Annotated in this window: 21 protein-coding genes; 7 read left to right on the top strand and 14 right to left on the bottom strand. The window is 46.5% G+C overall.

The window, feature by feature from the left end:
• The first annotated feature begins 68 nt into the window (after positions 1–68).
• Together ACR32F_RS03350 and ACR32F_RS03345 are read left to right on the top strand one after the other, a co-directional pair.
• Positions 69–221 carry a hypothetical protein gene (locus ACR32F_RS03350; RefSeq protein ID WP_440116142.1) on the top strand — a complete coding sequence of 51 codons (153 nt, stop codon included), beginning with the start codon at positions 69–71 and terminating at the stop codon, positions 219–221.
• 187 nt (positions 222–408) lie between these two features.
• Complete coding sequence (locus tag ACR32F_RS03345) at positions 409–687, top strand: hypothetical protein (protein WP_440116140.1); 279 nt, start codon at positions 409–411, stop codon at positions 685–687.
• Between the two features lie 398 nt (positions 688–1,085).
• On the opposite strand, the gene ACR32F_RS03340 is transcribed toward ACR32F_RS03345, so the two are convergent.
• The 7 genes from ACR32F_RS03340 to ACR32F_RS03310 form a co-directional block, all read right to left on the bottom strand.
• The gene (locus tag ACR32F_RS03340; RefSeq protein WP_440116138.1) at positions 1,086–2,408 is read right to left on the bottom strand and encodes a stalk domain-containing protein; all 1,323 of its coding nucleotides are present in this window, start codon (positions 2,406–2,408) and stop codon (positions 1,086–1,088) included.
• Positions 2,409–2,615: 207 nt separating this feature from the next.
• Positions 2,616–2,906, bottom strand: coding sequence for a hypothetical protein (locus ACR32F_RS03335; protein WP_440116136.1), 291 nt, complete (start codon positions 2,904–2,906; stop codon positions 2,616–2,618).
• Between the two features lie 24 nt (positions 2,907–2,930).
• Positions 2,931–3,794 carry an inositol monophosphatase family protein gene (locus ACR32F_RS03330; RefSeq protein ID WP_440116134.1) on the bottom strand — a complete coding sequence of 288 codons (864 nt, stop codon included), beginning with the start codon at positions 3,792–3,794 and terminating at the stop codon, positions 2,931–2,933.
• 107 nt (positions 3,795–3,901) lie between these two features.
• A complete protein-coding gene (gene uvsE, locus ACR32F_RS03325; protein WP_440116132.1) occupies positions 3,902–4,903 on the bottom strand; it encodes a UV DNA damage repair endonuclease UvsE in 1,002 nt (333 codons plus the stop codon).
• A gap of 157 nt (positions 4,904–5,060) precedes the next feature.
• Complete coding sequence (locus ACR32F_RS03320; RefSeq protein WP_440116130.1) at positions 5,061–5,384, bottom strand: hypothetical protein; 324 nt, start codon at positions 5,382–5,384, stop codon at positions 5,061–5,063.
• A 43-nt stretch (positions 5,385–5,427) separates the two neighbouring features.
• Positions 5,428–6,528, bottom strand: a complete 1,101-nt coding sequence (locus tag ACR32F_RS03315; RefSeq protein WP_440116128.1) for a D-alanine--D-alanine ligase — start codon at positions 6,526–6,528, stop codon at positions 5,428–5,430.
• A 132-nt stretch (positions 6,529–6,660) separates the two neighbouring features.
• The gene (locus ACR32F_RS03310; protein WP_440116126.1) at positions 6,661–7,680 is read right to left on the bottom strand and encodes an amidase domain-containing protein; all 1,020 of its coding nucleotides are present in this window, start codon (positions 7,678–7,680) and stop codon (positions 6,661–6,663) included.
• Positions 7,681–8,039: 359 nt separating this feature from the next.
• Between ACR32F_RS03310 and acnA the strand changes: the two genes are divergently transcribed.
• Positions 8,040–10,754: an aconitate hydratase AcnA gene (gene acnA, locus ACR32F_RS03305; RefSeq protein ID WP_440116124.1), complete on the top strand. Its 2,715-nt coding sequence runs from the start codon at positions 8,040–8,042 to the stop codon at positions 10,752–10,754.
• Between the two features lie 109 nt (positions 10,755–10,863).
• On the opposite strand, the gene ACR32F_RS03300 is transcribed toward acnA, so the two are convergent.
• From ACR32F_RS03300 to ACR32F_RS03270, 7 genes are all read right to left on the bottom strand, one after another.
• Entirely contained in the window at positions 10,864–11,178 is a 315-nt protein-coding gene (locus tag ACR32F_RS03300) for a hypothetical protein (RefSeq protein ID WP_440116122.1), read from the bottom strand.
• A 35-nt stretch (positions 11,179–11,213) separates the two neighbouring features.
• Positions 11,214–11,612 (bottom strand): hypothetical protein, encoded by a 399-nt coding sequence (locus ACR32F_RS03295; protein WP_440116120.1) that lies wholly within the window; start codon positions 11,610–11,612, stop codon positions 11,214–11,216.
• A gap of 114 nt (positions 11,613–11,726) precedes the next feature.
• Positions 11,727–11,933, bottom strand: a complete 207-nt coding sequence (locus ACR32F_RS03290; protein ID WP_440116118.1) for a hypothetical protein — start codon at positions 11,931–11,933, stop codon at positions 11,727–11,729.
• 34 nt (positions 11,934–11,967) lie between these two features.
• A complete protein-coding gene (locus tag ACR32F_RS03285; protein ID WP_440116116.1) occupies positions 11,968–12,498 on the bottom strand; it encodes a VanZ family protein in 531 nt (176 codons plus the stop codon).
• Between the two features lie 25 nt (positions 12,499–12,523).
• Positions 12,524–13,387, bottom strand: a complete 864-nt coding sequence (locus ACR32F_RS03280) for a M15 family metallopeptidase (protein ID WP_440116114.1) — start codon at positions 13,385–13,387, stop codon at positions 12,524–12,526.
• Between the two features lie 100 nt (positions 13,388–13,487).
• Positions 13,488–14,576: an ATP-binding protein gene (locus tag ACR32F_RS03275; RefSeq protein ID WP_440116112.1), complete on the bottom strand. Its 1,089-nt coding sequence runs from the start codon at positions 14,574–14,576 to the stop codon at positions 13,488–13,490.
• Entirely contained in the window at positions 14,569–15,264 is a 696-nt protein-coding gene (locus ACR32F_RS03270; protein ID WP_440116110.1) for a response regulator transcription factor, read from the bottom strand. Before ACR32F_RS03270 ends, ACR32F_RS03275 begins: the two co-directional genes overlap by 8 nt.
• A gap of 143 nt (positions 15,265–15,407) precedes the next feature.
• On the opposite strand from ACR32F_RS03270, the gene ACR32F_RS03265 reads away from it, so the two are divergent.
• From ACR32F_RS03265 to ACR32F_RS03250, 4 genes are all read left to right on the top strand, one after another.
• Complete coding sequence (locus ACR32F_RS03265) at positions 15,408–16,358, top strand: helix-turn-helix transcriptional regulator (RefSeq protein WP_440116108.1); 951 nt, start codon at positions 15,408–15,410, stop codon at positions 16,356–16,358.
• Between the two features lie 73 nt (positions 16,359–16,431).
• On the top strand, positions 16,432–17,250 hold the full coding sequence (locus tag ACR32F_RS03260; protein WP_440116106.1) for a zinc ribbon domain-containing protein: 819 nt from the start codon (positions 16,432–16,434) through the stop codon (positions 17,248–17,250).
• Between the two features lie 614 nt (positions 17,251–17,864).
• A complete protein-coding gene (locus tag ACR32F_RS03255; RefSeq protein ID WP_440116104.1) occupies positions 17,865–18,032 on the top strand; it encodes a hypothetical protein in 168 nt (55 codons plus the stop codon).
• A gap of 202 nt (positions 18,033–18,234) precedes the next feature.
• Positions 18,235–18,930, top strand: a complete 696-nt coding sequence (locus ACR32F_RS03250; protein WP_440116102.1) for an aspartate/glutamate racemase family protein — start codon at positions 18,235–18,237, stop codon at positions 18,928–18,930.
• Positions 18,931–18,982: the final 52 nt, after the last annotated feature.

Genomic DNA, 18,982 nt, shown 5'->3' with positions numbered 1-18,982 from the left:
CTCATCGCTACGGTGGAGACTACCTAGGTAAATTACTCTCAAAACTTAGTCCTTGTGCAGGTAATTTTGTGATCAATTATTCCAGTAAAATTGCCGATGTACTCGATTCTATTACGAATTGGCAAGAAAATATTCTTGCTACTGCGCTGGTTAGTATCGGAATCCCGCCAGCAGAAGCTTATGAAATTGCAACATACATTGTTTGGTTAGCAGGGCTTTAAAATAAAAGTATTTTGAAAATACTTATACCTCAATCAGACTTTATTACTTGTATTTTATCAAAATCACATTTTTTGCATGAACTTGAGGTAGTTGATAAAATATACTTTACTTCTTAAGAAGTAAAGTATATTTTATTTTTATGGCAATTAAAGTAATTTAGACGCTAATAATCCCAAAGGAGGAATTATGAATTCTACCCATATACTTATTCTCGTTATTTTGCTACTTTTTCTTTTTGTATCACTAAATGAAATCATTAAGTTTATAGCTCGCAAAGATAATGAATCCCCCCCACCAGTAAACGTAAGACTTTGGCTTATCCCTTTGTTATCTCTATTGATCATTGTGCCTGTTGCTTTTTTCACAGCAATATACAGTTTGTTTTTTTATACTTTTGGTGGAATGAATAATTCGTTATATTTTGAACAGATTGGTGATGGGATTATATTTTCTGTATTATTTTAATTGGATTTATATTCTTCGAAACAATCATTCATCCTATTATCATTGCTGCCTTGAACTATGGTGTACAAAGACGGGTTTCAGTTTATACCAGAAATTCTGTCACAATAATAATAGACAGTATCATTATTTATTTTTTGGCCTCTATCTTTGAAGGGGTGTATATCCAGGATTTCTGGTCCGCTCTATCCATTTCAGTTTTATATCATATAATTGAATGGATCTTCATCTGGATTCACCATCTGTACAAAAAACGAAAAAGTAGTACGACATTGTAATTTCATTTAGTCAAATACGCAAGAATGCCAACACCTTCCTGCGAATAAAGGAAGGTGTTGGCATTCTAATTGTAACATCGTTTCGTATTTCCAAACCTTATTTAATAAATACGTATATACGTTTTACGGATTTACAAAAACAGTTTTTAGCTTGGCTACATATTGCACATCAAAGCCAAGACCTTCGGCTACCATGGCAAGAGGTACATACGTTTTGGACTCTTTGCCAACCTTGTTCAGGAATGCAGGTGTATCCACCGTTACGGATGCGCCGTTAACTTGGACAGCCTTGGCACCAATCTTCACGGCAACCTTCCGGTCTCCGTATGTAATGGTTGCGGTTGAGGTTTTGTTATCCCAAACGGTTGTTGCACCGACTGCGTTTACGATATCCTGGATCGCTACAAAGTTTTTGCCGCTACGGATAATCGGTTTGTACGGTGTATTCAGCGCTTTGCCGCTGACCATAATGTTCATCGGTTGTCCTGTCTCAGGAGCCGTGAGCTTGGTGTAATCGCCCCAGATCGTTTTTGCAAATACTTCGGCAATTGCTGCGTATCCGAGCTGATTCGGATGAAAGTCACGGTCTTTAATCATATGAGTCATTGTGCCTTCACCACCGATGAACTCCTTGGCTACATGAACCACTTGTACATCAATACCTTGGGCGGAGAATTTTGCAGCAATTGCATCAATGGTAGACGTAAATCCCTGAGATGCTTCCATGAGTTTGACATATAGAGCCTTGCCAGCCACTTCTGGCATCGGTTGGTATTGATCCGCGATGACAATCTTGGCTGTTGGGTTAATCTCATGAATGTCATTGATGACTGCGATAATATTCGTCGTATAGTTATCTAGCAATTCTTTCACTTTCTCTTGCAGCTGTTGGTCATTCAATTTATCCGCTGTACCGAGCAACTCGGCTACATCGTTACCACCGATGGTGATCGCAACGAAATTAGCGTCAGCCACACCTTCACGAATGGCAGTAATATTGGCTCCAATCTGTGCTGCTCTTGAATCAGGCAGACTCGGTTGAATGGCTTCGGAAGTGATTGTTTTGCCTTCTTTGATCGCCTCTGTGAAGTTTTTCAATCCACTACTCTTCAAGCCGCCTATCCCGTAGTTGTCTACCTGAGTGCGTCCATGAAGCAAACCCTGCTCCCTCAACCGTTCTACATAACCATACGGCAGTTCCTTCATGTTAGGCTCGTAACCTACAGTAATGGAATCCCCCAATGTGACAATACGGAATTCCTTAGTTACCGCTACCGTATCTTTCTGTGCAGGCAGCGATGCTTTGGTTGTACCCGTAGGCAATACGCTGGTGCTGTTATCCGCCGCGTGCGCAGGCAGTGCAGATGATGCAAAGAACAACATACCCGCAAGCATGCTGACTGTTAATCCTGCTGCTGTATTTTCCCATATCCGTTTACGCTTCATTCCTGGTAACACTCCTCTTCTCGAATCTATAAAATAAATGGTTGTATATTACACGGATCACACTGATGACAGAAGTTTGTGTTACTTTATTCTATCATTATTGAAGGGGCGCTGTCGCCCGTACCCCATGTGCACACTAAATAACAGACTCCCCGGCAGGGAAGTCTGCTATCCGTTTAACTCTGCGATGATGTTCACTAATTACGATTACGATTTCGGTTTCTCCGAATCTCCGGAATTCGAATCATTCGTATCACTGCCTGGTTTGTTCCCGACTGACCGCTCCAGATACCGATCATAGCGATCATCTACCTCGCGTGCCATGTCCCGGTACTTTAACGTTTCCTCAACAATCGGGTCACGTTCCGTCTGGATTCGCACCTCGTATTTGGGAGGAATCAGCTGACGTTCACGCTGATCAGCGTCGCCGGACTCCTCCATGTCCCCTTCAGTCAGCATATCGCTCAAACGTCGTTCCAGTTCTTTGGATTCATCCATTGTTGTTCGCTCCTTTAATTAAACTCACTCCATACCGGTTGCTTTCGCTTCCTTCAGCACACCCGTCAGTGCATCGTGGATCTTGCCGTTGCTGGCAACGATATGACTTACAGACAGTTGGTAAGGCGTTCCGATCGTATCGGTAACCTTGCCGCCGGATTCTTCAACCAGCAGTGCGCCTGCGGCCAGATCCCATGGTTTCAGTCCAATTTCGGTGTATGCGCTCAGACGGCCTGCGGCAACATACGCCAGATGCAGGGCAGCAGAACCACCTGCCCGCAGATTGCGTACTTGCGGTGCAAGTGCTTGAACAGCAGCCATGTTGATTGGCAGGGCAAAGGTCGTATCCGGCGGGAAGCCAACTGCGATCAGGCTCTCGGTCAAAATCTGCTCACCGGATACAACCATCCGGTTTCCGTGGACATAGGCGCCTTTTCCTTTTTCCGCAACAAACATCTCGTCCCGGGAAGGATCGTAGATCACACCCACAATCACTTCACCTTTATGAGCCAAAGCGATGGACACCGAATAAAACGGGAATCCGTGTACAAAGTTTGTCGTTCCGTCCACCGGGTCCACAATCCAGAGATACTCTTCATCCTGTGCCTCTTTCAGTGCCTTGGCTGAAGCTTCTGGTCCCGGTTCCACGCCTTCTTCACCCAGAATTGCATGTTGGGGAAAATGCGTGAGAATCAGGCGGCGGATCATCTGTTCCGCTCCTTTGTCCACTTCGGTCACGAGATCCTGGGGCGAATATTTGGTTCCAGGGTCACTCACAGTGCCAAGGCGGGTCTTAATCCACTCTCCAGCTTTGGACGCTGCATTAATGGCGACGGCAGTATAGCTTTTGCTTGTCACGACATAAGGTATCTTTTCCTTCTCATTCAAAGCGTTCACTCTACTTTCTATATCAATCTACGAAAAGTTGAAATACTTGTTAAAAGTATACGTCTCAAGGGCCTCAAAGTTTCTCACTGCCCAGGCCCCTTTTGACGCTACGAATGAATGATGACCGTCGACTCGTCCACCCACTCCACACCCTCTTCGTGATAGAAGGCCAGTTTCTGCATCAACTGCACTAATGCTTCATCCTTGCGCTTGGCCTCAATCATCACATCAAGGGCAGGCGTATATGCTGCAATATGGCGTAAAAATGTAAGCAACGGTTCCACTTCTACGCCGTCGGCATGACCGCGCAGGTCCTTCTCACTCTTGGGACTCGATACGTGAATTTTGGGCGGCAAAGGTTTGTCTGCCGGTGAATCCGCCTGAGCAAGCGAGGACTCCCATGTCTTCAAAATATCAGGCCACAGGTCCCACGGCTGCTCACCTTCATTGTTCACCCACTGATGATGGATATCCAACACCATCGGCAATCCCAAGCGCTGACATACCGCAAATGTCTCGGGCGCATTGAACGTTTTGTCATCATTTTCGAGCGTCAGACGTTCCTGAATATCCCGGTCCAGCTTCAGAAAGTTATCTTCAAAACGAAGTGCCGCCGAAGGCTTGTCCCCATATGCCCCACCAATATGTATATTGTTCTTGGCAGTGGCATTCAGACCCATCGCATCCAGCATCCGAACATGATGACGAAGGTCGCGCATCGAGTTGCGCAGTACTTCCTCACGAGGCGTACTGAGTACCGTAAAATGATCCGGGTGGAAAGAAACACGCATCTTGTCCTCTTTCACAAAATTCCCAATGGCGGCAAATTCCTGCTTGAGCGCAGGAAACGGGTCCCAATCACTTAGATCCTCATGTGTTGCCAGCGGAATTAACTTGGATGAGAAACGATATACATGAATATGGCTGCCTTTGTTGTGTCTGAGCAAACGTAATGTATTATGCAGATTCTCGGCCGCAATCCGTTCCAGCTTGCGAATCGCCGCTTCCCTGTCATCGATTTTCTTGAAACTGGACATAGTCATGGTCCGGGAAGGTGAAGCATTCTCCACAAGCACGGACATCGCCACGTAGCCAAAACGTACAAGCATGAATTTCTTCCTCTCTATTTAGGGCGGCATTCCTGCATGGCATGTAAAACCATCAGGTCTTACCGTCACTGTATATAACCAAGTTTTACCCTAAAAGAGTGACCATAATCGTTAATGGGACAAATCGGTACATCCGTTCCGGTTCATGTATAATACGTTACCCCTCTGCCTGTTCCCCAAAAAACATCTCGTCCGCAAGCAAGGTCTGAACGCGCGACTCTTCTTCGGTCAGCTTGCGAATCAATTGCATCTCCACCTCGGTTACTTCTTGACCCTGGAAGTTGATTTCCGCAATGGAAACCATGATCTTCACGATGGCTACCGCCACGTTATCTGGAGTATAAGCGATCACTTTCTGCCCCGTGGGAAATACCCGAAGGCCTTGTTTGACCATTTTGCCACGGCCGTATTCAAGCAGTTCGAACAGTTCTTGCTCGTTCTTGAATTTGCATACGGAATTGAATTCAGTCTGAAATCCCATGAATATCCCTCCTTTATATCGTCTATATTTTGCGTTTAGGCGTTTAGGCCTGTACGCCGTTCTCGTAGTTCAGTGCCTGCTTGCGGTTGTAACGTTCCAATGCCAGCTCAATCATGCGATCCAGCAGCTCGGCATACGATACGCCTGTCTCACGCCACAAGAGCGGATACATGCTGTATGGAGTGAAACCCGGCATAGTGTTTACCTCATTAATAAGCAGTGCACCATCCGACTTGCGGATGAAAAAATCTGCGCGGGAAATGCCATTGCCTTCAATCGCACGGAACGCCTGCAATGCTGCCTCACGAATTCGATCTGCCGCCTCTGGATCAAGCGGAGCAGGAATCAGCATCTGTGATTGCCCATCGATGTATTTGGCAGCATAGTCATAATAATCTCCGGAGGATACGATCTCGCCCGGTACGGAAGCCATCGGCTCATCATTTCCCAGTACACTGACTTCAACCTCACGTGCTTCAACGAACTCCTCAATGACCACTTTGGTATCATAGCGCAGTGCGAACTCTATGGCTGTCTTCAACTCATCACGGTTCCGCGCTTTGGAGATCCCTACACTGGAGCCTAGATTCGCCGGTTTGATAAAACAAGGGTAACCGAGCTGATCTTCCACCTGTACGATCATTTCGTGTTCGGACTGCTTCCACTGTGTAGCATTAAAATACGTAAAGGCACATTGGTCGATTCCAGCCTGTGCGAACAACTTCTTCATGACCACTTTGTCCATGCCACCTGCCGAAGCCAGTACACCTGCTCCAACGTAAGGCATATCTGCCATCTCAAACATGCCCTGAATCGTGCCATCCTCACCAAACGTACCGTGCAGCAGCGGGAACATAACGTCCATCGCTTCCGCCCCGCCGTATAAGCGGCCAAACAGCGCGTTCAGCGCATCCTGGGTACCGCCCGCCGACTGCTCCAATTTCAAATCTTCAATCTTCGCAAATGGCGCATGCATGACAGATCCTTTTTTCCACGTCCCCTGCTTGGAGATATAAAAAGGAACCAGTTCATACTTCTCATAATCAAATGCGTTTGTTACAGCAAACGCCGTTTGCAGCGACACCTCATGCTCGCCTGACTTCCCGCCGTAAACGACGCCTACTGTTAATTTATCCATACTCATGTGTAACCTCCGATTATCTGTGCATAGTGCTGTCATGTCTGCATGCTCAGCACCATTTTTATTCTGCTGTCTGAACTTATTTTACACGTAACTGGACGTCTACGTCACCGAATCCCGTAAAATTTCTCACCATCAAAATTCATCGGCAATGTGAAAAAGCCGGTACACCGTCTGCTCAGTCCAAGCGTAAGAATCCCGGTAATCCCAATAGCGATGACGGCTGCTGACCGTATGTGCGTTCACAAGCGGCATGCCTCCCGCATCAAATGCGGTCACAACAGTACTGTGCTGGAACCTGCCATCGCCATCCCAATCGTAGAGTATGACATCCCCAAGCATCAGCTGCTCAGGCCGATCCACTTCTATTGCAGTCAGCCCCCAGCTACTGCCGGATAAATAACGTTCCAGGCTATTGGAGACTGCCCAGCTGTAACTCCACATTTCGGAGCCATTCACATAGCCTTTGTACCACCAGCCTGCTTCTCTTCTACCAGTATAGTGGATGGGCGCTTCCCCTGCAAAGAGACATTGGGACACATAATTGGTGCAGTCCACCTCGAATTCCTCAAATGCCGGATTGCCCGCATTCCACCACCGGTCCGCGTAGGCAACAGCCAAATCCCTGCGATACAATTGCTGCCGTGAGCTTCTGCCCTGTCCCAGTACTTCACGGTTAAGCAAGGGCCGGTTAATCGCCTGTACAAAATCAGCATGTTGAAAAGGACGTCCTTCCCCTACTGGACGACGTTCTGGAACTTCACGTTCCACCCGCGCAATAGTCCAGACGCCACCCTGCCTAAGAAAGGTCAGGCGTTCCCGTTCTATCCGGTCTTCCCGATGGGTCAGGCCACTCTTCTCATAGAACAGCTTGCTGTACAATTGCACATCTACCACCGATTCTTCCGCCCCATCCAATAGTGTCCGTACAAGCTTGGCACTGGTCTCGCTGCGAAGAGGCACGGCACGCCGCTTACGGTACCATTCGTCCAATCTGGCCATCCGCTCTCCCCGTTCCAGCACAAATTCCGGATCGGTAACGATCCGTTCGCTTGTCTGTGGACGGTAGTCGATCTCACAGCGATTATACTGGTTCACGTAGGTATATAATGCACTCTTCCAATCGCGTTCCAAGCCTGTGTCCCCCTTTGGCATGAGTTCTGTCTGGAATAATCCATGCGTATAAACTCTTACTATTTATATGAGAGAATTTTCAGTTGTATGTGTCTGCTTCTGTTTTGAAGCGGCATAACCGGGGATAATGCCTACAGGTAAGGTCAAGGCTGTACCCTTTTCGAGAAAACGCCTTCATAGTGCCAATCGCTTGACTGGGCAGGCAAAAAGCCCTTTACGTACGGAGCCCAAAACGTTATACTTAATACTAAAGTTACGATTATGAAATTACGTTTCACCTAATGAAACCAACGAACGAGGACACGGAATGATGAAGGCTTGTTCTTCACCTAAATGAACGTTTTCTTCATCTCACCGACACATTTTAAGGAGGTACATGTATGTCAGCAAAGAACCATTTCTCCGCCGCCCGCACTCTTGAGGTCGGTGGCAAGTCTTACCGCTACTACAGTCTCGATGCTCTTCAGGAAGGCGGCTACGGCGACCTTTCCAAGCTTCCCTTCTCTATTAAAGTGCTGCTCGAAGCAGCCGTTCGTCAATTTGACGGACGCGCCATTACCGAAGAACATGTGAAACAACTGACCGGCTGGGCAGATGGCCGTGATAATAACAAGGAAATTCCATTCATTCCTGCACGTATCGTTCTGCAGGATTTCACGGGTGTGCCGGTTGTCGTTGACCTTGCAGCGATGCGTGATACTGTGAAAAAAGCGGGTGGCGATCCAAAACAGATCAATCCGCTCGTACCGGTCGATCTCGTTATTGACCACTCCGTTATGGTTGATGCATTCGGAACGAACGATGCACTCGATTACAATATCAAAGTTGAATTCGAACGTAACGAAGAGCGTTACCGCTTCTTGCGCTGGGCGCAAACGGCATTTAACAATTTCCGTGCAGTGCCTCCATCCACAGGGATCGTTCACCAGGTTAACCTGGAGTATCTGGCTTCCGTGGCTGCAACCAAAACCATTGACGGCGAAACCGTTGTATTCCCGGATTCCCTCGTAGGGACGGATTCCCACACGACCATGATCAACGGACTCGGTGTTGTTGGCTGGGGTGTTGGCGGAATCGAGGCCGAAGCAGGCATGCTGGGCCAACCGCTTTACTTTGTTACACCAGACGTTATTGGTTTCAAATTGACAGGCAGCCTGAGCGAAGGGGCAACAGCAACGGATCTTGCACTCACCGTTACCCAAATGCTGCGTAAAAAAGGCGTTGTCGGCAAATTTGTTGAGTTCTACGGACCAGGACTTTCTAATATCAGTCTGGCTGACCGTGCAACGGTAGCCAATATGGCACCGGAATACGGCGCAACGATTGGTTTCTTCCCTGTTGATAGTGAAACGTTGAACTATATGCGCAATACCGGCCGTTCGGACGAACAGGTAGATCTGGTTGAAGCTTATTACAAAGCTCAGAACATGTTCCGTACCGCCGATACGGTTGACCCTGAATTCACAGACCTGATTGAACTTGATCTGGCTTCCGTTGTACCAAGTCTTGCCGGACCAAAACGTCCACAGGATCGCATCGAGCTTACTCAAATGAAAGAAAGCTTCAACAGCATCATCCGTACACCTGTCGATAAAGGCGGATACGGACTGAGTGATGAGAAAATCGAAGAGATCGTACCTATCAAACACACTGACGGCTCCACCAGTGAACTAAAAGCAGGCGCGGTTGTCATTGCGGCTATTACAAGCTGCACAAATACATCCAACCCAAGTGTAATGCTCGGAGCGGGTCTGCTGGCGAAAAAAGCGGTTGAACGTGGTCTGACTAGACCAGGCTATGTAAAAAGCAGCTTGACTCCAGGCTCTCTCGTTGTTACCGAGTATCTGGAAAAATCGGGATTGAACGTATACCTCGACAAGCTCGGATTCAACGTTGCCGGATATGGTTGCGCCACTTGTATCGGCAACTCTGGTCCGTTGCCAGACGAAGTGAGCGAAGCGATTGCCGAGAACGATATGACGGTAGCCGCTGTACTGTCCGGTAACCGTAACTTTGAAGGCCGTGTGCATGCACAGGTCAAAGCAAACTACCTGGCTTCTCCACCACTCGTTGTGGCGTATGCACTCGCAGGTACAGTTAATATTGATTTTGCTACCGATCCAATCGGATATGATACAAACAATGAGCCTGTATTCCTGAAAGACCTCTGGCCTAGCTCCGAGGAAATCAAGGATGCCATCGCTCGCTCGTTGAATGCACAGATGTTCCGCAACAAATACGAGAACGTATTTACAGCTAACGAACGTTGGAATACGATTCCTGTACCTGAAGGTGAATTGTACGAGTGGGATCCGAACTCCACGTACATTCAGAATCCACCGTTCTTCCAGGAGCTTGGCGACAAGTTGACTGATATTGCAGATATTCGTTCTGCACGCGTAATGGCATTGCTTGCTGATTCCGTAACAACGGATCACATCTCGCCAGCGGGTAATATCGCACCTTCCAGCCCGGCTGGACTGTACCTGAAAGAACATGGCGTAGAACGCAAAGACTTCAACTCCTACGGCTCACGTCGTGGTAACCATGAAGTCATGATGCGTGGTACGTTTGCCAACATCCGTATTCGTAACCAAGTGGCTCCGGGCACCGAGGGTGGTATTACGAAATACCTGCCAACCGATGAAGAAATGTCCATCTACGATGCTTCCATGAAGTATCAAGATGAAGGACAGAACCTGATTGTTATCGCAGGTAAAGAATACGGTACAGGAAGCTCTCGTGACTGGGCGGCAAAAGGAACATTCCTGCTCGGCGTCAAAGCTGTTATCGCGGAAAGCTTCGAGCGGATTCACCGCAGTAACCTGGTAGGCATGGGCGTAATGCCATTGCAATTCCAGGAAGGTCACGGCTGGTCCAGCCTAGGTCTGAACGGACGCGAAACGTATGACATTACTGGTCTCAGCAATGACGTGAAGCCAGGACAAGAGTTGAAAGTAACGGTGACTCGTGAAGACGGTACACAGTTCGACTTCCCTGTCATCGCTCGTCTGGACAGCATGGTTGACGTGGACTACTACCATAACGGTGGTATCCTGCAAACCGTATTGCGTCAAATGATGAAAAAAGCTTAATTACATTCATATTTAATGTAATTAAGTTATACAGAAAAGCTCCCCATCACGTGTGCTTTGCACGGTGATGGGGAGCTTTTTGATTTTGCTTTTCATAATCGGGATACGTTTAAAAATCAATCTTCAATCCAACTTCCGAATCATCAGATGGTGAAGGAATGCGATATATACCCCTGCAGTTTAATTTCTCAACGTTAATCCAGTCCATAAAATCATCTCCCCCGTAACAACGAACAAAAACACCATATTCTGTATTGCCCTCATGATCAATAGACTCCATATATTGTGTGAACAGGTGTTTTCCCTCTATACTCTGCAAAAAATCAGAAAATTCAATTCTCCACTTTTCCATCTGATCTGCATATTGATCGGGGACATAATAATAGAACTCATCAATGCTATAGACAACTATTTTCATTATCATCTTGCAGACCCCCTACAGCTTAATTTGATCGCGGTTCAGAGTTTCAATATCTCCATACCTTCTTTCAGTTGTTCCGACACAGCCGTATAATATTCGATGCCGTCCACAAGTTCGCGTTCGGTCTTATGTATTAAATAGTAGGAATATTTCTGCATTAACTCATGCTCGTTCAACTCAATCGGTAGGTGAATGATTTCAATTTCATTCGAGTTAAAATGGAATCGATACCCTCTCTCCGATCTTCCAACATTCATTACCGTTTTGATGACCAGTAACTCATCACGGGTAAACGTTCTTATCCATTCAGATCTTTTCTGTTCTAAACTACGCACTACTTCTTCATCTTGGTGATCGCTCTCAGCTTCTGCAATTTCACTTTCAATTTCTATGATCGCTTTCATTCTTCCTGTGAGTTGTTTAGCCAATAGATACAATATATGTACTCCTTGTTAGGATGTGGGTTCATAGGGGCATCATCTCTACTCTACCTTATTAACAATCCCATTCGCAAACCTTACCACTCCTTGTTGCTTGAAACCAACTTCTTTCTAGTGTCCAACATGGTGTGAAGCCTGATCCAGCCATTGCAGTGTACCCAAGATCAGAAACAAACACGACATGATCATCAGCGAGTACCCAATCCATCTCGATATCGTCCGATCCGTCCCTCGATTATACGAAGAATGTGTTACATAGCGTGGACGAACAATAAATATAATACCTGTGCCAATCATTAAAGCAGCCAAGAAAATCAAATGCTCCCCTCCTTACACGCGAGTCTGATTTGAATTATACTCCTTTTTTCACAGTGCCAGCCGTTCCTCCAAGAATCATTCGCTTCATGCTCATAAGTATGGTATACAGAACATAACCGATCATGCCACCAAAGGTGTTCAGCATTAGGTCATCCACGTCAAATATGCCCATGCCCGTCAATAGCTGTGTCACTTCAAAAGCAAAACTCAAGAGCAAGGAAAGTACGAGTACTTTTGCCCCTGACAACAGCTTGTTTCCCATAAGCACTGGAATGAAGATGCCCAATGGGATAAAAGCCATGATATTGCCGAGCAGATGAATCGCGGTACCTGGATGATGTAACGACAGGCTATGCCAGTCTCTTGAAATTTCCTGAAAAGGCGTCAGGTTAACGGTACGTGTATGAATCAAATCCGGTTGTTGTACAAACGCCATGAGTTGAACCCTCACGATGTCCCACTCCATCATATGCCACTTGAACAAAATCAGCTTGGTTAACAGATACAGATAAACGCTCAATGCCGCGACCCATAACATCCTGATGTTATACTCCTTAGGTTTCATAATGACCTCCATTTATTTCTTGTTGTTATTCCTCCACCGTCACGATGACTCCCTTCATGTTGTCTCCCGATATCTCGTATCGGTCATGTTCAGGTATGTTAATGGTCTTATCTTTGGATGCATCATAATAGCGCACATCATAGTGCATGTCCCCGACTTCAGCGGATATACCCTTCTTATGTTGCAACAGTTCCAAATATTCCTCCAGCACCAGATCATTGTTATACATGACAGCACTATGCGGCAGTCCCACATATCGGAAATGCCATGGTTCGAATTGAATTCCAGTAATGTTCACTTTATCCTTCGGGTAACGCAAAATGAATCCGTATTTCCATGCATTCTTCTCCAACCAAGCTCCTTCTGGCGCTTCACTCATGGTAGTCAGGGTAGAGCCTACATCTATGGACAAGCCCAGATTATGTTCACTGTAACCCGCAGGAAGCGCATAATCCGAACCCATTTCCTCGTATAATTGTTGCTGTTTTTCAAAGTCCCGATAACCACTGCTAATGAGAAAATATCGCACATCATCTTCCCCGGCTGCTTCAATCATCTTCTGGAACTTTTCCCCTACCAACCGTGACAACAATATATTCTGATCCAGCAATCCGTATCCACGGGCCAGTTCATGTTGTTCAGCCAGATTCACAATATCGGTTTGAATCCCCTCCGGATGAACAGGATATTCCGAATTAACGAGCAATAAATTACCTTTATGTACTTGATTCTTCATATCCAAGCTGATTGTTTCGTTGTATCCCGCTGGAATTTCAACCGTATCCTGAATTTTCACATTCGCTTCTTTCTGCTGTTGAAGCCATGCAGGTGACTTAATCAAAAAATATCCCAATACAATGATACATATCAAAAATCCCCACTTTTTCATTCCATGTTCCTCCTAGTACCTCGTATGATTCAAGGATAGAGAAAACTAGTTAAAAAAAAGTAGGGCAATTCTAAAGTTTTTCTTAAGTTAACATATGACTTCATTCTAAAGCAGGCAGACGAACTTCAAAAACGGTCCGTACCACATCACTTTGGGCCGAAATAGACCCATCATGCTGCTCCACAATATTTTTGGCGATAAACAGGCCCAGACCTGTTCCACCTTCCTGAGGTGTCCTGGCACGATCCCCGGTATAGTACATATCGAAGATATGAGGCAGATCATCTGGATGAATATGTCCGCCATAGTTCATGACCTGAATGATAACCTCTCCTGCATCACAATGCCCGTTGATATCCACATAGAGACCATCCTTACCGTGACGGGCCGCATTGATTAACAGGTTCTCAAACACACGCGCAAGCAGCTCACCATCGCCAGAAATGGTTAGTTCGGAATCGACATCAAGGCGGGTGACAAGATGGTTCTTTTCAAAAACGGGGTACAACTCTTCGTTCATCTGCCTCAGCAGTTCACTAAGATCAAGTTTCTTTTTCTCAATCGGCAACATGCCATAGTTCATTCTGGTAATCTCAAACAAGTCATCAATCAGTTTCTCCAAACGCTGGGATTTGGTAAACGCAATGGATGTAAAGTGCCTGACCTGCTCCTCTGTGAGTTGATCATCTTTCATCAACAGATCCAGATAACCTAGGACGGAGGTTAAAGGGGTACGCAGATCATGCGCCAGGTTTACCACCAGCTGATCCTTGCTGTTTTCCGCAAAATCTCCTCGTTCTACCGCTTCCTTGAGCTTCAGATTGGCCAGATTGATATCCTCTGCAATCGCACCCAGCTCGTCCTTCGTCGAAATCTGTACACGATGCTGAAAGTCACCACTTGCGAGATGCCGGATACCGGTGGAGATATCTTTGAAATAGGTAACATAAGGCTTGGTAAACCAGAAGAAAAACAGGATGGCAAGTGGAATAAACAAGATGAGGAAAAAGTAGATATCTCCAATACTTCTCATTAAATGACGATATTGCACGATCGGATCTTCTGCACGCACACTCATGTAATAGTATTGCATCAGTTTATATACACCAAAGGTAATCGCGCCGGATGCAGACATACTTAAACCAAGCAACAGAATCATGGTCGTTCGAAAACTTCTACGTTTATTCATTAAACGTGTACCCCACACCCCAGATGGTTTTGATAAACTTGTTCTTGTCCACATCTTCCCCAAGCTTCTTGCGCAGGGTCCGAATATGAACCATAACGGTATTACCGCTCTCATAATAAGCCTCTCCCCACACCTGTTCGAAGAGACTCTCCGCACTGAACACTTGTTTGGGATGACTCGCGAGCAGATACAGGATGTCAAATTCCTTCGGTGTTAGTTCTACCGGCTTGCCGTATAGGGTGACGCTATGCTGATCTGGAGATATGATAAGCCCGCCTTTCTCCAGAATGGAGCGCTGGACCGATGCAGACTGGCTGAATTGAAGGGAACGGCGCAGTTGTGAATTCACCCGGGCAACCAGTTCCATCGGGTTAAATGGCTTGGTCATGTAATCGTCCGCGCCCATCACAAGCCCGGTGATTTTATCCATGTCCGAGGTTTTGGCACTCAGAAAAATGATAGGCAGATGGTATTGCTCCCGAATCTTGCGGGTCACCTCATACCCATCCATACCCGGCATCATAATATCCAGAATGGCCAAATCTATCGCTTGGGTCTGAACGGCTTGAACCGCCGCCTTCCCATCATATGCCTTGATGATGTGATATCCTTCTTTTTGCAAGTGCAACGCAACCAGATCAGCGATCTCAACTTCATCATCTGCGATCAAAATCGTAATACGCTTCATTGCTTATTCCTCTCCTATATGTGATGCTCAACAATATAACACATCTGAGTCCAATTTATAACTGAGCCATTTGCATAAATCCAAAGAGCGAATTTTTCCAATAAATAAGATATAGATCGAAATGATTGAAAGGAATCTAATATATGAAACTGGATCGTTTATTAGCCATCGTTGTACTGTTGATCAATCATGGCCGGATACAGGCCAAGGATCTGGCGGATACGTTTGAAGTATCCATCCGTACCATTTACCGGGATATAGACACGCTGGGACAAGCGGGTATTCCTGTCGTCACCTATCAGGGCGCAAGCGGTGGGATTGGCCTTGCAGAGGGCTATCGGCTTGACCGCAACATTCTGACCGACAAAGATCTGGCTTCCATTGTCACAGCGCTGCGCAGTGTCTCCACCTCCCATGCCAATGTGGCTCTTGATCTATTAATGGAGAAACTCAGCAGCATCGTTCCCAAAGCCAAGAATGGCGATTTCCAGGCCAATACCAACCGCTTCATTGTTGATTATTCGATGTGGATACATCCCGAATCTCTGCAAATTAAACTGCAAACCATCGAACAGGGGCTGGATCAGCTACGTCCAATCACGTTTACCTATTGCAATGCCGAGGGTACCCAGACCCATCGAACGACCGATCCGCACACCCTAGTACTCAAAAAACATTCCTGGTACCTGTACGCCTTCTGCCATGAACGCAATCAGTTCCGCATGTTCAAGCTCGTGCGCATGCAAGATGTCGCTCTTGCTCAAGGGAACTTCGAACGCAAGCCGATCACCGCACAGGATAGACCCTGGCAGCAGGAATGGGTGAGTCCAGACAATAAGGCTGCACTCACGCTGAGATTCCACCCACGTGTCCGTCATGTCGCGGAAGAGTGGTTCGGTGTCGAGAATGTCATCCCTGATGGGGTTGGATATTATATTAGCCAGGTTGCGTTTCCAGAGGACAACTGGTTGTACGGATTCATTCTGGGCTTTGGCGCGGATGCTGAAGTACTGGAACCTCTGCATATTCGTGAAGAAATTTGCCGTATTGCTGAACAAATTGTGCAAAATTATAAAGCTCCGCCTCAAACCTGACAGACAGTTGTCTAGTTCCCTTCGTTATACTTTAACTATATTCAAGCTGCACATAACGAGGAGGATTTTATTAATGAACGTCACTGTATGCCAAAGCTGCGGAATGCCGCTAACTGCCCCTGCCCAATTCGGAACGGAAGCAGATGGAAGTACAACTCGCGAATACTGTATCCATTGTTACCAAGAAGGCAAATTCGAGCAGCCCAATCTTACGTTGGAGGGCATGCTTGAAAAGTGCACTGCCATTCTCCACCAAGAAGGTATGGACGAGGAATCAGCAAGGGCGATGCTGCGCAACCAGCTTCCTTTTTTGAAAAGATGGCGCACGACTACAGCTGATCAAAATGCAGAGTCTCTGGCGGAGAGCTCAGCTTCTTTCGCTAATCCGGGTCAGGTAACTCAAGATAAAGCGTTCTCTGCCCAGCCCGTTCGGTATGTGACGCTTCCAGGAAAACGCCTTGCAGGTATTTCTGCAAGAACGACCAACGCCATGGAGATCAGCGGCAAAGGCTGCATTCAGGGCCTCTGGAACAGCTACTTCGCCTCGGATCACCTGCCAGCTCCCGAAGCCGTCCGTTATGGCTGTTACACGGATTATACAGATGGAATAAACGGCGAATACACCATACTGGTGGGCCATGAGGTGAGTCCGAACGAATCATTGCCTGCGGGTATCCATTCCGTTGAGCTGCCACCTGCAACGTATGCAGTATTCACCTCCAGAAAGGGGCCGATGGCCGAAGTCGTTGGCGAAGCCTGGGGTGTGGTTTGGGCCTGGAATAATCAGAGCGATCGTACATTTACCGGAGATTTCGAACTCTATGACGAGCGAAGCCTGGACCCTGAGAACGTACAAGTGGATCTGTATATCGCTGTTCGCCATGAAATATAAGAAAAAGTAATTATGATTCATTCATGCTGGTTCCCGCTTCCACTTTCCATATGCCCCGTTTTTTGCATGATTGCAATCTTGGACGCTTTTTGAGCAAGCTTTAGCCAAATTGGTCTGTTTTGATCTATATCTGGCTGATTGAAGATGTCTCCTTGACTTATGCAAAATAAGGTTAGGCTGCCAGGTTTTCTGGCGGCTTTTTGGCGTTTCTAATTGTTCCATTCGTCGAAAATTTCCCTGTTATGAACCCGACAACCCGACCATGGTACCAAGTTAGCTAGCATGTACCCTACCTATTCAACCATACAATATGTCTTATTTTCGGTACCATTGAATACCTTAAAATTAGGACTATTCACTTAATAACCGATTCCATCCTCCCACACCAAACCTCACATATGCAGTCCTTTACTCCTGAATTTCCCTAAAAACGTTTACATCTCCTGAAAACGGGGTAAAATCACTACAATCCAATTGGAATTACGCCATACCTTGCCTATTTCGTCTAACAAGTCACTTGTACCTATTTGCGTAACAAGGACGATGATCTGTCCAATACATATCATTCAAAAATCATATATGCATATCGAAAATGCATTAAAGGAGGAACCAAGATGATCCGCATGCCTATTCAGCAAATGATCCCGTACAATCACCAATATCCGCGCAACACGGCGACCACTGCTCCCAAAAAGGAGAATGAGAACACTCAAGGTCTATCCTTTCATGAAATTTTACAGCAAAAAATGGCGAAAAAGAATGCTTCCCCTGCGTTGCGATAAATGAAATGAGAAGCGAGTCCAGACCTGTTTGCGTGGTGTTCACCGTTCTTCCGCAATGATGTGGATGAGCGGTTATTCGCGTTTTTATTTTAATTCTTGTTACATCAGCATCTTACATATGTACAGTCTATTGTCATATCTCTATAATGGGTTAAATATCTACGGCACTGTATTGAGACATATTTCATTTCAGGAGGAAAGTATGATGATCACCATCGGCTGTTTTCACGCTCACTATTCCAACATTGCACTGATTGAAGAAGCACTTGCTCCTTATGAGGTTGAACTTGTACACTATGTCGATCCGGGTCTGGATCGCCTCAAACATGATGCTGATTTCACCGAGGAAGTTACGCATGAGAAAGTATCACAGACGTTACAATGGATCGCGCACTGTCATGCGGATGCCATCCTTGTCACCTGTACCCTGTTTGCAGCGGTACTTGAACAGGAATCACAGCAAGTTTCAATCCCTGTAATCGGCATTGATGATCCGTTGATGCAGGAGATGCGGCAGAATCCTGGTAAATACATACTGGCGTTTACGAACCCCGCAACCGTTGAAGGAACGATGGCGCGGGTGAATCAGGCTTTGCAGCAGCAAGATGAAGAGCCTGGACAGCAACCAGAGGCAGCAACCGCAGGGATCGAAGAGGTATTGATCCCAGGGACATTTGAGCTAATTATGCGAGGCGATAAGGAAGGCTATCTAGCGGCGGTGAGCGCAGGATTACAGCAGGTTGCTGGGCAGTTCCCTAATAAAACGGTAATAGCCGCTCAGTTATCTATGGCCCCAGCAGCGGCGCGTGTCACCGCAGACACAGGTATTGCGATTTATAGTCCGCTGACATCACTTGCGGCGTATTTGGAGAAGAATTTGGGCATAACTCGGCGGTAGTGGCGGCTTTGAAGAGATGCAGCACGATCACAAAATGCATATAGACAACACT

Origin of the sequence: Paenibacillus hebaui (assembly GCF_051934385.1) — a bacterium.
In the GTDB taxonomy this organism is placed as follows: domain Bacteria; phylum Bacillota; class Bacilli; order Paenibacillales; family Paenibacillaceae; genus Paenibacillus.
Note: the sequence above shows the minus strand (reverse complement) of the source record. Positions and strands in the feature narration are given on the sequence as shown.

Bases quoted from the DNA above. Each gene is read 5' to 3' on its own strand.
- ACR32F_RS03345 (WP_440116140.1), top strand. From the start codon at position 409: ATGAATTCTACCCATATACTTATTCTCGTTATTTTGCTACTTTTTCTT.
- ACR32F_RS03340 (WP_440116138.1), bottom strand. From the start codon at position 2,408: ATGAAGCGTAAACGGATATGGGAAAATACAGCAGCAGGATTAACAGTC.
- ACR32F_RS03335 (WP_440116136.1), bottom strand. From the start codon at position 2,906: ATGGATGAATCCAAAGAACTGGAACGACGTTTGAGCGATATGCTGACT.
- uvsE (WP_440116132.1), bottom strand. From the start codon at position 4,903: ATGCTTGTACGTTTTGGCTACGTGGCGATGTCCGTGCTTGTGGAGAAT.
- ACR32F_RS03320 (WP_440116130.1), bottom strand. From the start codon at position 5,384: ATGGGATTTCAGACTGAATTCAATTCCGTATGCAAATTCAAGAACGAG.
- ACR32F_RS03315 (WP_440116128.1), bottom strand. From the start codon at position 6,528: ATGAGTATGGATAAATTAACAGTAGGCGTCGTTTACGGCGGGAAGTCA.
- ACR32F_RS03310 (WP_440116126.1), bottom strand. From the start codon at position 7,680: ATGCCAAAGGGGGACACAGGCTTGGAACGCGATTGGAAGAGTGCATTA.
- acnA (WP_440116124.1), top strand. From the start codon at position 8,040: ATGTCAGCAAAGAACCATTTCTCCGCCGCCCGCACTCTTGAGGTCGGT.
- ACR32F_RS03300 (WP_440116122.1), bottom strand. From the start codon at position 11,178: ATGATAATGAAAATAGTTGTCTATAGCATTGATGAGTTCTATTATTAT.
- ACR32F_RS03285 (WP_440116116.1), bottom strand. From the start codon at position 12,498: ATGAAACCTAAGGAGTATAACATCAGGATGTTATGGGTCGCGGCATTG.
- ACR32F_RS03280 (WP_440116114.1), bottom strand. From the start codon at position 13,387: ATGAAAAAGTGGGGATTTTTGATATGTATCATTGTATTGGGATATTTT.
- ACR32F_RS03275 (WP_440116112.1), bottom strand. From the start codon at position 14,576: ATGAATAAACGTAGAAGTTTTCGAACGACCATGATTCTGTTGCTTGGT.
- ACR32F_RS03270 (WP_440116110.1), bottom strand. From the start codon at position 15,264: ATGAAGCGTATTACGATTTTGATCGCAGATGATGAAGTTGAGATCGCT.
- ACR32F_RS03265 (WP_440116108.1), top strand. From the start codon at position 15,408: ATGAAACTGGATCGTTTATTAGCCATCGTTGTACTGTTGATCAATCAT.
- ACR32F_RS03260 (WP_440116106.1), top strand. From the start codon at position 16,432: ATGAACGTCACTGTATGCCAAAGCTGCGGAATGCCGCTAACTGCCCCT.
- ACR32F_RS03255 (WP_440116104.1), top strand. From the start codon at position 17,865: ATGATCCGCATGCCTATTCAGCAAATGATCCCGTACAATCACCAATAT.
- ACR32F_RS03250 (WP_440116102.1), top strand. From the start codon at position 18,235: ATGATGATCACCATCGGCTGTTTTCACGCTCACTATTCCAACATTGCA.